This window comes from Oscillochloris sp. ZM17-4, from assembly GCF_019599295.1.
GTDB lineage: Bacteria > Chloroflexota > Chloroflexia > Chloroflexales > Chloroflexaceae > Oscillochloris.
Window position 1 is genome coordinate 60,657 of the sequence record NZ_JAIEWN010000008.1, and the last position, 11,760, is coordinate 72,416.

An 11,760-nucleotide genomic window follows, 5' to 3' on the forward strand; every position below is an offset into this window, starting at 1 on the left:
GCGGCCAGAAGGCCACCAGGGCGCAGGCCGCCAGCGCGGCCCAGGCCAGCGGGCCGCCCCAGCGCATGCCGGCCATGTCGCCAGCCAGGAGCAGCAGCGGTGGGGCGGCGCAGCTCAGGCTCAGCGCCAGTGTCATGCGCTCATCGAGGGCGAGCGGGGTATCCCAGAGGAGGCGGAGGAGGGCCAGGCCGGGCAAGAGCAGCAGCGCCGCAAGTGACAGAGCGGGGATGATCGCGCCGGGGAGCGCCCATACCACCCATAGCCAGACTGGCCCGGCGGCAATGGAACACACAACCACAGCGCCGAGGGCTAGCCCGACGCTGACGGGGCTCGTTACAGCCCGATGCTGTTCGGATTGCATATCAATATGGGAAGCGGAATCTTGTATGTATCCCGACAAGCGAGGGGCGCGCGACTGGAGCAGCGACGACGCGCGACAAAGCATGCGGCGACCGTCGCGGCCAGGTGATCACCACTATCAGCTTCCCTTCTATGGTTTATGAAGCGCCACGCATTATAAGGGAAGCCCAAATCACTGTCAACGCAGATCACATTCACGGGCAGGGCATGTGCAACGTCCTGCGCGCGCCCCCCCGGCTGGCGGCTGAAGCCGCGCCGGGGGGGCGCGCTGCGCATGTGCATTCGGTGAACCGAAACCGGATGGACCGCCCGCCGCCCGTGTCGGCCCGCCGAGGCGGCCCATCCCCGCCGGGGGCATGGTAGGGCCGACGCATGCGCACCCCATGCATGGGCGACACGCAGATTCATCCGGTGCGCATGCGTCAGCCCGACGCCAATGCATCAGGCACCTGTTGTGCTCCACACGAAAACCGTTACCCGAACGCACATGGGCGCGCTGCGCCGGGCGTCGGCCTGCGCCGACGCCGGATCCGCCCGCGAAGGTGGGCAGTCGGCCGCAAGCCCCGCGACGCGGCTTCAGCCGCCAGCGATGTTGCACATGCCCTGCATGCACGGGCGTGACAAACGTTTAAGATTTGATATACGTGGGCTTGGCATGCTGAGCGCAGCGAAGCATCTTCCAGCCGCGTGGATGGGCAGACCCTTCGCTGCGCTCAGGGTGACAGGATGCACCGTATCTATCAAAGTTTGATATAAGATGGTGTACAATCGGCGGGTCGCCCGCCACGCGCCAGAGTCCCTCACGGCCCCGCGACGGCGATGATCGTGACGCCGCCCTGCTGGTAGACGGTGTGGAACCCAGGGCGGCCGGCGAAGACCTCGGGGGTGAGCGCGCCGACCTTCGGCCCCAGGTAGATATGGGTGATCCCCTCGGCCGCGATCAGGTCGATGATGGCCTGCTCCTGGCCGGGGCGGTAGTTGGCGACGACCGCCTCCACCTCCCGGGTGTGGCGCACGTAGGCGGGGTCGCCGTAGATATAGAGCACCGGCGGCGTGGTCGTCCAGCGCCCGGCGAGCGGCAGCAGCCACCAGCCGCCGTCGATGCCGCGCCGCGTGGCATCGAGCCAGGCGCCGCTGTTCACCATGAAGCGGGCGTCGGGCGGGGTGTTGGCGGCGGCCCAGGCGATCGCCTCGCGGTCGGCCGGGGTGGCGAGCACGGTGCCCTGGTTGAGCACGCCGCGCTGGTCGTAGGCGCCCCAGCCGGCCACGGCCAGGGCGGCCGCGGCGGCGAGCGCGCCGGCGGCGCGGGGCCAGCGGCGGGTCGGGGGCAGGGCCGCGTAGAGCGTGGCGGCCGCGCCGCCCGCGAGCACGCCCAGGGGCACAAACAGGCTGATCACCACCACATCGTTGGTGATCAGCCAAAAGTAGGGCAGGGCGACGGTGCGCGGGTTGATCAGCAGCAGGCCGGCCCCGACGAGGGCGGCGGGCAGGCTGCGCCGGCGCAGGGCCCAGAGCAGCAGCAGCAGGCCGGCCCCCGGCGTCAGGTAGACGATCAGCCAGGGGTTGCTCTCGATCGCCAGCAGCGCCACCCAGATCAGCATCGCCGCCGCCGCGCCGGCCCGCCGCCGCAGCCCGAGCCAGGCGCCCAGCAAGCCCACGCCGATCAGCAGCTCATTCTGGCGCGACCAGAGCAGGCCGCCGCTCAGAGCGTTGTAGCTGCCGCCCCCGGCCAGCCCGCCGTCGCTCGCCAGGGCCGGCAGCAGGGCCCGGCGAATCAGCAGCCAGGCCCAGGGCGCGGTGATCGCGGCCACGCCCGCGCCGGCCGCCAGGGCGGCCAGGAGCCGCGAGCGGAGGGCGGGCAGCGGCTGGCCCGCCGCCCAGACGACGGCCTGCGCCGCCAGCAGGGCCATGGCGAAGAGCAGCACGCGGAAGTGGACGAGGCTCAGCCCGGCGATCAGCAGCGTCACGATCGCCCAGCGCCGGCGCCCGCCCGCCCGCAGGGCCTCGCCCCAGGCGATCGATAGTCCCGGCAGCATCAGCAGGCCGCAGAGCTGGGTGTAGCGCCCCCACGAGACGTAGTAGGCCGGCATGATCGAGATCAGCCCGACGGCGACGGCGGCCCCGACGGCGGCGGCTGGCCGCCGCCAGAGGTGGCCGGCCATCCCGGCCACCGCCACGCCCACCAGCGCGTTGAGGATCTGCCCCGGTATGATCAGAGCCTCGGGGAGCTCCAGGCCGCTCAGCCGCATCAGCGTGGCGGCGAAGACGTGGTAGCCCCAGTGGTAGGGCAGGTTATCCACCGGCAGGTAGGGCCGCAGCGAGATGGGCGCCGCGCCGCTCTCGGCGGCGACGCGCACCATTAGGGCGTGGTGGACCGAGTCGACCCAGGCCGGCAGGGCCAGGCCATCCACCTGGACGAAGCGCGCCCAGAGGGTGATCGCGAAGATGGCCAGGAGACAGGAGACAGGAGACAGGAGGCAGGAGGCAGGGGTTGGGAGATTGGCGTCGCCCAGATCGTGCCAGGCGGCGACGAGGGCGGCGAGGGCGAGCAGGCCGGACACCCCCCAGAGCAGCGGGTCGGCCAGGGCCAGCCCGATGACCGACAGCCAGAGGTAGAGCAGGGCGACCAGGCTGAGGCTGAGGCTCATCCAGATCGTCAGGCGGGAGAGGGCGGGCATCCGGGAGGTGGGCGCGGCGCGCTCGACGAGGTAGCCGGGGGCGAGCAGCAGCAGCGGCATACCTATGGCGAGCCGCCCGAGCGGGCCGACGAGCGCCACCGCGCCGGCGCAGAGCACCACCGCCAGGAGCGCGCGCCGGCCGGGTGTGAGTGCGAGGTGGTGCATAGACTTGTACGGCCGTAGGGCCGAAGCATGTGGGTCTGTCGCAGAGCGACAGACCCACATGCTTCGGCCCGCCTTAGAACATATCCGGCGGGCCGCCGATCAGGATATCGTAGTTGCCCGCGCCCACCGCCCGCTCAAGCTGGGCGAGGACTTTATCGACATCATCGTTCGGGCCGTTGATGAAGAGCGGCTTGCCGTCCTTGCCGCCGGTGCGCACCGGGGTCGGGTGTCTGTCCGGGTCGGCCCCCTCGATCAGGTAGCGCGACTGAGCGAAGACCGGGTCGGGCTTAAAGCCGAGGCCCTCGGCGTACTGCACGCCGGTGAGGACGATCTTCGCCGCCAGGTCGATGTCGGACTGCACCATCGGCATCATCCCGGTGATGTGGGCGCGCAGCCCGGCGTGGTAGGCGTCCTCGTCGTTGAAGAGCATCACCTGGGTGCTCTTCAGGCCCAGGCAGGCCAGATCGACCAGAAACGAGGCGCAGGCCACCTTGCCCGAGCGCGGCGACTTGCGAGCCACCAGGGCCGAGGCCAGCTCGCCACTCTTGTCCCAGTCCCGCGAGAGCAGCACCTCGTAGACCGGCCAGCCCGTCGCGATCGCCATGCCGCCGGCGGGCCGCGCCGCGATCTCCTTACCCTTCTTCTTCCCCATCACAGCAGCTCCTTCAGCATGGCCTCGCCGCCCTCCCAGCTCATCCGGCCGGTGTCGCGCAGAAAGCGCACAAAGTGCTTAAAGCTAATCAGGTTGACGTCGTCGCCCATCGTGCCCAGGTAGATCGCCACCGCATCGGCGTCGGCATCGATCAGGCCGCGCGGCGGGCTCAGGCCGAGCAGGTAGTCCTCGCCGAAGCGCTCGATCGTGGCCCGGTGGGCATCGAGGGTCTTCTGGTTCACGTTGGGCCGGGCCATGTGCTGCACGAACTGCGCCAGCAGCTTCGCGTTGCGCGCGCGGACGCCCTCGACCCCGCTCTCGCCGAGGCTGAGGCTGGTCAGCAGGCGACCGCGCTCCTGGGCGGCCTTGTAGGTCTCGTTCAGGCTGCCGCGGATCCCCGCGCCGAAGCTGATGCTGTAGCCGACCAGCAGGCTGTCGTAGATGATCTTGCCCTCGAAGGGCAGCAGGGTCGCCTCAACCATGCAGGGCGGCGGCATGGGGATGACATCCTCGATCGGCGAGGCCAGGCCGAGCACGGCGTAGGCCAGCGGCTCGCCGCGCTCGGGGATGAGAATCGCGTGCTTCTTGAGCTGGCGGAAGACATAGAAGGTGCCGCGCACCCGCGCGTCCCAGCCCTTCACCACAGCCAGGTCCTCGGCGGACAGGCCGGCCGGGTTCTCGGCGACGAAGGCCGCGCGCAGCGCGTCGTCGGCCCAGAGCCTGTCGCGCAGGGTCGCCGCATCGCTCGGCGAGACGCTGCCCTCGCCGTAGACAGATGGGAAGTCGGGCACCAGGCCGGTGCGCCGGCTGACGAAGTGGAGCAGCGGGAACCAGATCCCGTAGAAGCGCTGCACGCCGCGCGGGGTCAGCATCATAGAGTCACGCTCACATTTACATGTTTAGGGCTGCCGCCCTAAAAACCGATGTTGTTTGTGCCCAGCAGGCACATGCTGCACTGATAGTGCTGCGGCGCGGCTACGCCGCGCCGCAGCACTATCAGTTTTTTTGTGGGAGAGCGAAGCTCTCCCACACCCTCACCGTGCGCCGCGCGGGCCTACTTCTGGCGCGACCGCTCGCGATCCTCCCACCACTCGCCGAAGCTGGCCGATCCCTGGGGCTGGGGGAAGTCGCGCCCGTGGGTCCAGGCGCTGAGCGGCGGCGGCAGGCGGCGGATGCGGCCTCTGCGGCCGATCAGGCGCGAGCCGAGGCGGGCGGCGCGGCCGCCGGCCCGGTAGATCGCCGGGTTGTTCATCGTCATCGCGTAGCCGGCCATGGCCGCCTTCTCGACCGGGTTGGCCTTGCCGGCCCGCACCCCATCAGCGCGCAGGCGCAGCAGCATATCGGGGATGGCGATCCGCACCGGGCAGACCTCCTGGCAGGCCCCGCAGAGCGAGCTGGCCTGGGGCAGCATATAGGCCTCGGGAAGGTCGGGCTGGAGCAGCGGGGTGAGCACGGCCCCGATCGGGCCGGAGTAGACCCCGCCGTAGGCGTGGCCGCCGATGGCCTGGTAGACCGGGCAGGCGTTGAGGCATGCGCCGCAGCGGATGCAGAGCAGGGCCTCGGCGTACTGGCCGCCGAGGATCTTCGAGCGGCCGTTGTCGAGCAGCACCAGGTGGAACTCCTCGGGGCCGTCCTCCTCGCCTTTCCGGGCCGGGCCGCTGATGATGCTGGTGTAGACGCTGAGCTTCTGGCCGGTGGCCGAGCGGGCCAGCACCTGCAGCATCACCCCGAGGTCCTCCATGCGGGCGACGATCCGCTCGATGCCCATGATCGCCACGTGGATGCGCGGGACGGTGGTCGAGAGGCGGGCGTTGCCCTCGTTCTCCACGATCACCACGGCGCCCTCATCGGCCACGCCGAAGTTCACCCCGCTGATGCCCATGTCGGCGCGCAGGAAGCGCTGGCGCAGCTCGCGTCGCGCCGTCTGGGTCATGGTCGGGATGTCGTCGGTGAGCGGCACGCCCAGGTGCTGGTGGAACAGCTCGCTGACCTGCTCGCGGGTCTTGTGGATCGACGGGGCGATAATGTGCGAGGGCGTCTCGCCGGCGAGCTGGATGATATACTCGCCGAGGTCGGTCTCGACCACCTCCAGGCCGGCCTCCTCAAGGGCGTGGTTGAGGTGGATCTCCTCAGAGGCCATCGACTTAGACTTGACGATCGAGCGGACGCCGCGATCTTTTGCGAGCTGGGCGATATAGCGGCGGGCCTCCTCGCCGTCGCTGGCCCAGCAGACGGTGCCGCCGCGCGACTCGACGTTGGCGGCGAGCTGGACGAGCAGCTCATCGAGGCGGGCCAGGGCGCCGGCGCGGATGGCGCGGGCGGTGTCGCGCAGGGCCGCCTCATCGCTCAGGGCGCCGATGGCGGTGGCGCGGTTGCCGATGAAGCGCTCGGTGGCCCGCGAGAGCGCCGTCTTGAGCGAGTCGTCGTGGAGCGCGCCGTCGACGCGCTCGTAGAAGGAGATCGTGGTGCTGGCCATGGCTCCCTCTTCTAGGGTTATAGGGTGAGCTGACAGACTATCTGGTTCCTTAGTGTACCACAGACCTAGTCCCGCAGGGCTTCTGCAACGTCCTGGGGCTTCGCCGCCCCCGAACCCCCACCGGGAGGTGACGTTGCAGAAGCCCTGGGGTGCGCCGAGCCAAGGAGGCATTGCTGGTACACTGTGGGCGAGGCCCGACGCCCGCCCGATCAAGAAAGGACACCCCTATGCGAGAGGCATTCGCCACCGACAAGCTGCCCACGCCCAAAAACCCCTACTCCCAGGCGATCATCGCCAGCGGCCGCCAGCTCTGGATCTCCGGCCAGGTCCCGGTGGACCCGGCGACGGGCGAGGTGGTCGCCGGCGACTTCGAGGCGCAGGCGGTGCAGGTCTTCGAGAACATCAAGACCCTGGTTGAGGCCGCCGGCGGCAGCATGGCCGGCGCGGTGAAGGTGCAGGTCTACCTGCGCAGCCTAGACTACTTCGCCCAGATGAACGCGGTCTACGCGCGCTACTTCCCCGAGCCGCGCCCGGCCCGCACCACGGTGCCGGTCGAGCTGCGCGGCTTCCTGATCGAGGTCGACGTGGTCTTCGCCCTGGATGAGGCCTAGCCCAGCATCTCCCCCAGGATCCGCTCAAGCTCCTGGCAGTGGCGCTGCCAGGAGTAGCCCTCGACGACGCGCTCCCGCGCCCGCGCGCCCATGGCCCGGGCGGCGGCGGGGTCGTCCAGCACGCGGGCGATCGCCTCGGCCAGGGCCACCAGATCGCCCTCGGGGTAGAGCGCGCCCTCCACGCCGTCGCGGATCACCGTGCTCAGCGGCGGGATGTCGGCGGTGACGACGGGCAGGCCGGCGGCCATATACTCGTAGACCTTCAGGGGCGACCAGAAGAAGCCGGCGGCGCGCAGGGCCGGGTGCGGCGCGGTGGTGAAGGGGGCGATCCCCAGGTCGGCCCGGGCCAGCTCGGCCGGCACCTGGTCGTAGGGGATGGCGCCGGTGAAGCGGAAGTGGCCGGGGTGGGCCGTGGCCAGCGACTCGGCGACAGCCCGCTCCGGCCCGTCGCCGATCAGGGTCATGCGCAGATCATAGCCAGATTCGATCAGGGCCATGACCGCCTGCACCCCGCCGATAACGCCGTGCCAGGCCCGGAAGGAGCCCATAAAGACAACCGTGGGCGGCCCAGCGCGGCCGGCGCGCCTTGCGGGGCTGAAGCGCTCCACGTCGGCGCCCCAGGGCAGCTCGACGATCTTCTCGCGGGGGATGCTGGCCGGCACGGTGGTGTGGAGCGGGGTGACGATGCGGGCGGCCCAGCGGCACTGGAGCTCGGCGTAGCGGCGCATCGGGCCGCCGAGGGCGTCGTCGATCCGGCGCTTGCGCACCTCGGGCGGGTCGACTATCAGGGCGTTGACCTCAAGCAGGCTGGGCACGCCGAGACGGCGGGCGGCGATCACGCCGGCGCCGGCGAAGTTGTAGTAGCGCTCGATGATCACGTCGGGGCGCAGATCGCGGGCCAGGCGCAGCACGGGCCCTGCGTCGAGCAGGCTGAGCGCCTTGGGCGTGCGCCGCTGGTGGAGCGTGAAGCCGCCGAGCTCGCGGGGCGAGGGGCCGTCGCCGGAGGCCAGCAGGTGCACCTCGTGGCCGAGCTGTGCGAGGCCGCGGGCGACCTCGTAGGCGTGGGTGCTGCCGCCGAGCGAGCCGGGGACGGGAATGCCGGCGGCGATGTAGAGGATGCGCATTGCAGATTGCAGATTGTAGATTGCAGATTGCAGATCGGGCGAGGCCTAAATCTGCAATCTGCAATCTGCAATCTGCAATAGCTAGAGTCGCTCGTAGCGCTCAAGATCCATGGTGAGGGAAAGGGCGCCGGGCGCGGCCTGCTTGACGATGCCGAGCGTGCGATCGACCTGGTTGTCCTCGATGCCGACAAGCAGGGTCGTGTTGCCCCGCCGCAGGAAGCCCCCGGTGGTAGCGAGGCGCGTGACCCGCAGGCCCTGCTCGACGAGGGCGTCGACAGTAGCGTCAGCGTGGGCGTCATCGGTCACAAAGATCAGCAGCTTCATCAGGCACAGCCTCCACAAGAGATCCGCTCCCCTGGCCGCATTATACGTTTTCGAGAGGAGAGCGTCAATTGGGGTGTGACGGAACGTCTTGCATGGGGGCGGGCGGCTGAAGCCGCGCCGGGAGGGCCTGCGGCCGCCCGCCCGCCGTCGCGGGCGGTTCCGGCGTCGGCGCAGGCCGACGCCCGGCGCGCAGCGCCCCGGCGTCGCGGCTTCAGCCGCCCGCCATGGCCACCGCTGCAAGAAGATTCGTGACACCCTGCATCTTCGCCTGACTTGCACGATTTCACAAGCTATGATATACTCTCCGGTGTCGAGCGGGAGTGGCTCAGTTGGTAGAGCGGCACCTTGCCAAGGTGCAGGTCGCGGGTTCGAACCCCGTCTCCCGCTCCATTCAAATGCCACCTACGTCCTTAATGGGCGTAGGTGGTATTTTATTATGAGGATCTACGGCTTTGGGGCTTAACGTGATGCGTATGGGCTGGGGGCATTGCTCCCATACGTATCAACGTTAGGGCTGCCGCTCTAAAAGCCCGCGTTGTTTTGGCCAGAATGAACAGCTTTGCTGTCCATTCCCACCGCCGTCGGCAGGCTCAGCCAGAAGCGGCTGCCCCGGCCGTGCTCGCTCTCCACGCCGATCTGGCCGCCGTGAAGCTGCACGATCTGGCGGGCGATCGCCAGCCCCAGCCCGCTGCCGCCCTGCGCCCGGCTGCGCGAGCGGTCGGCCCGCCAGAAGCGCTCGAAGACGTGGGGGAGATCCTCGGCGGCGATCCCCTGGCCGGTGTCGATCACTTCGATAAGGATGAAAGGCGAAGGATGAAGGATGAAGGGCTGCTCGGCTCGCCCTTCATCCTTCATCCTTCGCCCTTCATCCTTTGTCGCGCGCAGCGTGATCGTGCCACCCGCGTTGCTGTGGCGCAGGGCGTTGGCCACAAAGTTCGTCAGCACCTGCCTGATCCGCTCTGGGTCGGCGAGGGCGTCGGGCAGGCCGGGGTCCAGATCCACGCTCACCGCGATCTGGCGCGCGGCGGCCGGCTCGCTAAACAGCGCCGCGACCTGGGCGATCAGCGGCCCCATCGCCGTCGGCTCGATGCGCAGCCTCAGCTCGCCCGACTCGGCCAGCGATAGCTCGCGCAGGTCGTCCACCAGGCGGTGCAGGCTGATCGTGCTGTCGTAGATCGTGGCCACCTCGGCCTTGCTCAGCGGGTAGACGTCGTCGAGGATTGCCCCCAGGTTGCCCTGGATGACGCTCAGGGGCGTGCGCAGCTCGTGGGCGATGTCGGCGACCATGCGCCGGCGCTGGCCCTCGGCGGCCTCCAGGGCGGCGGCCATCTCGTTGAAGGCGGCGCCCACCGCAGCTAGCTCGGCCGGCCCGCCGGCCGGCACCCGCTCGTCGAGCCGGCCGGTGGCGATGCGCCGCGCCGACGCCGCCAGGTGGGCGAGCGGCGCCGAGAGCCCGCGCGCGATCAGCAGGCCGAAGACGATCCCGACCAGCCCGGCCGCCAGCCCGGCCTGCGCGATCGCCAGGTTGATCTGGCTCAGGAAGCGCTGCGCCGCCAGCGACAGGGCCGCGCCCGGCGTCTCGCTGGCCAGCAGGTAGCCCGCCAGCACGTCGCCAGCCCGCACCGGCGTCGCGGACGCTATGTCGCCCCGGCTCAGCTGCCCGCCAGCCGCCGGGTAGACCACCGCGCCCGCCGCGTCGGCCAGGGTGAACGTCACCGAGCCACGGCCCATCATGCCCTGGCCCATGCCCTGGCCGTGCTGCCCCGGCCCGCCCGCCGTATACGAGCTGAAGATCCCCGCCGCCGCGCCCCAGTCGCCATCCCTCGCGTAGGCCGCGCCAAGCGCCTCGGGCAGCCCCGAGGCCAGCAGCTGGCTCTGCGCCAGGTAGCTGCGGAAGGTCGAGTCGGCCTGTAGGTTCGCCAGCAGCGCCACCGTCAGCACGCTCACCAGCGTCACCGCGGCGAAGCCGAGGCTCAGCTGCACCCAGAGCCTACTCATCGCTGTCTCCTCTCGGAGAGGGTGTGGGAGCGGCTTCGCCGCTCCCACAGATAGTTTATGATTGGCTGTTGGCGGCGAAGCCGCCAACAGCCAATCATAAGCACGGCGCGGACGCGCCTACTCCTGCCGCAGGGTGACACCCCGTCAATTGAGCAGCGTATAATAGAGATTATGCTCTCTATCCTCCTGCTCGGCCCGCCGAAGATCCTGCGCGACGGCGCGCCCGTGGAGCTGCCCCGGCGGCGCTCGCGGGCGCTGGTCTACTACCTGGCGGCCCAGCCGGGGGTCGTCAGCCGCGAGCAGATCCAAGATCTGCTCTGGCCCGACCACGGGCGCGCTGCGGCCCAGCAGCTGCTGCGGACGACGCTCCACGGGGTGCGCAAGGCGCTCGGCGCGGCCCTGGTGAGCGGCGAGGACCAGCTGGCGATCGGCGGGGATGTCGATGTGGACGCGCGCGCCCTGGCCGCCGCGCTGCCCTCGGGCGACATCGCCGCCCTGGAGGCGGCCCTGGGGCGCTACCGGGGCGACCTGCTGGCCGGCTTTGGCCTATCCGACAGCGAGCCCTTCGAGGCGTGGCTGGCCGCCGAGCGCGAGCGGGCGCGCCTGCTGGCCGCGCGCGGGCTCGCCCGCCTGGCGACGCTCTACGAGGCCCACGGCGACTACACGCCCGCGCTCGGCGCGCTGGCCCGCGCCCTGGCCTTCGACCCGCTCCAGGAGGATCTGCAGCGCGCCGCCATGCGCCTGCACTACCTGGCGGGCGATAGGGTGGGGGCCATCCGCCGCTACGAGGAGCTGCGCGACCTGCTGGACGCCGAGATGGGCGTGCCGCCGATGGCCGAGACCAGGGCGATGTACGATGCGGTGATTAAGGATGAGGTGAGAAGGATGAAGGGTGAATCTGAAGCGACAGCGCCCATCATCGATGGCGCATCTAGGTTTCATCCTTCATCCTTCATCCTTCATCCTTCGGAGCTGCCCTTCACCGGCCGATCCGCCGAGCTGGGGCGGCTCCACGCCGCCGCCGAATCTGGCAAGCTGGCGCTGATCGAGGGCGAGCCGGGGATCGGCAAGACCCGCCTGGCCGAGGAGTTTCTGGCCCGGCGCGGCGGGCTGGCGCTGGTGGGCGAGGCCCGCGAGCTGGAGCAGAGCCTGCCATACCAGCCGCTGGTGGCGGCGCTGCGCGGCCTGACGGCGGGGCAGGGCTGGCCGGCGCTGCGCGGCCGGCTGGAGCTTGACCCGCTCTGGCTGCGCGAGGCGGCCCGACTGCTGCCTGAGCTGCACCCCGCGCCCGACGGACTGCCGCCCGCCGACGAGGCCCGGCTCTGGGAGGCGCTGGCCCGCCTGCTGGCCGCCCTGGCCCGCGTCGAGCCGC

9 protein-coding genes, 1 tRNA gene and 1 pseudogene are annotated in these 11,760 nt (G+C 70.4%); 3 read left to right on the top strand and 8 right to left on the bottom strand.

The genetic code is table 11. The annotated features are described in order from the left end of the window. From K2Z83_RS08740 to K2Z83_RS08760, 5 genes and pseudogenes are all read right to left on the bottom strand, one after another. Positions 1–292 (bottom strand): annotated as a pseudogene (locus K2Z83_RS08740) (hypothetical protein); the annotation flags it as partial. An 868-nt stretch (positions 293–1,160) separates the two neighbouring features. Then, positions 1,161–3,203: a hypothetical protein gene (locus K2Z83_RS08745; protein ID WP_220594799.1), complete on the bottom strand. Its 2,043-nt coding sequence runs from the start codon at positions 3,201–3,203 to the stop codon at positions 1,161–1,163. Positions 3,204–3,276: 73 nt separating this feature from the next. Next, a complete protein-coding gene (locus tag K2Z83_RS08750) occupies positions 3,277–3,855 on the bottom strand; it encodes a hypothetical protein (RefSeq protein ID WP_220594800.1) in 579 nt (192 codons plus the stop codon). Next, the gene (locus K2Z83_RS08755) at positions 3,855–4,730 is read right to left on the bottom strand and encodes a hypothetical protein (RefSeq protein WP_220594801.1); all 876 of its coding nucleotides are present in this window, start codon (positions 4,728–4,730) and stop codon (positions 3,855–3,857) included. The genes K2Z83_RS08750 and K2Z83_RS08755 overlap by 1 nt, the downstream gene beginning before the upstream one ends. 179 nt (positions 4,731–4,909) lie before the next feature. Next, complete coding sequence (locus K2Z83_RS08760) at positions 4,910–6,331, bottom strand: LutB/LldF family L-lactate oxidation iron-sulfur protein (RefSeq protein WP_220594802.1); 1,422 nt, start codon at positions 6,329–6,331, stop codon at positions 4,910–4,912. Positions 6,332–6,558: 227 nt separating this feature from the next. On the opposite strand from K2Z83_RS08760, the gene K2Z83_RS08765 reads away from it, so the two are divergent. Continuing rightward, entirely contained in the window at positions 6,559–6,942 is a 384-nt protein-coding gene (locus tag K2Z83_RS08765; protein ID WP_220594803.1) for a RidA family protein, read from the top strand. Here K2Z83_RS08765 and K2Z83_RS08770 read toward each other — a convergent pair. Next, the gene (locus K2Z83_RS08770) at positions 6,939–8,066 is read right to left on the bottom strand and encodes a glycosyltransferase family 4 protein (RefSeq protein WP_220594804.1); all 1,128 of its coding nucleotides are present in this window, start codon (positions 8,064–8,066) and stop codon (positions 6,939–6,941) included. The two genes, K2Z83_RS08765 and K2Z83_RS08770, sit on opposite strands and share 4 nt — an antisense overlap. Positions 8,067–8,147: 81 nt before the next feature. Then, the gene (locus K2Z83_RS08775) at positions 8,148–8,390 is read right to left on the bottom strand and encodes a cyclic-di-AMP receptor (RefSeq protein ID WP_220594805.1); all 243 of its coding nucleotides are present in this window, start codon (positions 8,388–8,390) and stop codon (positions 8,148–8,150) included. 314 nt (positions 8,391–8,704) lie between these two features. Here K2Z83_RS08775 and K2Z83_RS08780 point away from each other — a divergent pair. Then, positions 8,705–8,780: transfer RNA gene (locus K2Z83_RS08780), tRNA-Gly, on the top strand. A 132-nt stretch (positions 8,781–8,912) separates the two neighbouring features. Here K2Z83_RS08780 and K2Z83_RS08785 read toward each other — a convergent pair. Then, the gene (locus tag K2Z83_RS08785; RefSeq protein ID WP_220594806.1) at positions 8,913–10,388 is read right to left on the bottom strand and encodes a cell wall metabolism sensor histidine kinase WalK; all 1,476 of its coding nucleotides are present in this window, start codon (positions 10,386–10,388) and stop codon (positions 8,913–8,915) included. Positions 10,389–10,559: 171 nt separating this feature from the next. On the opposite strand from K2Z83_RS08785, the gene K2Z83_RS08790 reads away from it, so the two are divergent. Further along, positions 10,560–11,760: BTAD domain-containing putative transcriptional regulator (locus tag K2Z83_RS08790; RefSeq protein WP_220594807.1), on the top strand; the 1,201-nt coding region annotated here is incomplete at its 3' end.

What these genes read in the sequence shown, in the direction of transcription:
- K2Z83_RS08745 (WP_220594799.1), bottom strand. Translation starts at nt 3,203, where the DNA reads ATGCACCACCTCGCACTCACACCCGGCCGGCGCGCGCTCCTGGCGGTG.
- K2Z83_RS08750 (WP_220594800.1), bottom strand. Translation starts at nt 3,855, where the DNA reads ATGGGGAAGAAGAAGGGTAAGGAGATCGCGGCGCGGCCCGCCGGCGGC.
- K2Z83_RS08755 (WP_220594801.1), bottom strand. Translation starts at nt 4,730, where the DNA reads ATGATGCTGACCCCGCGCGGCGTGCAGCGCTTCTACGGGATCTGGTTC.
- K2Z83_RS08760 (WP_220594802.1), bottom strand. Translation starts at nt 6,331, where the DNA reads ATGGCCAGCACCACGATCTCCTTCTACGAGCGCGTCGACGGCGCGCTC.
- K2Z83_RS08765 (WP_220594803.1), top strand. Translation starts at nt 6,559, where the DNA reads ATGCGAGAGGCATTCGCCACCGACAAGCTGCCCACGCCCAAAAACCCC.
- K2Z83_RS08770 (WP_220594804.1), bottom strand. Translation starts at nt 8,066, where the DNA reads ATGCGCATCCTCTACATCGCCGCCGGCATTCCCGTCCCCGGCTCGCTC.
- K2Z83_RS08775 (WP_220594805.1), bottom strand. Translation starts at nt 8,390, where the DNA reads ATGAAGCTGCTGATCTTTGTGACCGATGACGCCCACGCTGACGCTACT.
- K2Z83_RS08785 (WP_220594806.1), bottom strand. Translation starts at nt 10,388, where the DNA reads ATGAGTAGGCTCTGGGTGCAGCTGAGCCTCGGCTTCGCCGCGGTGACG.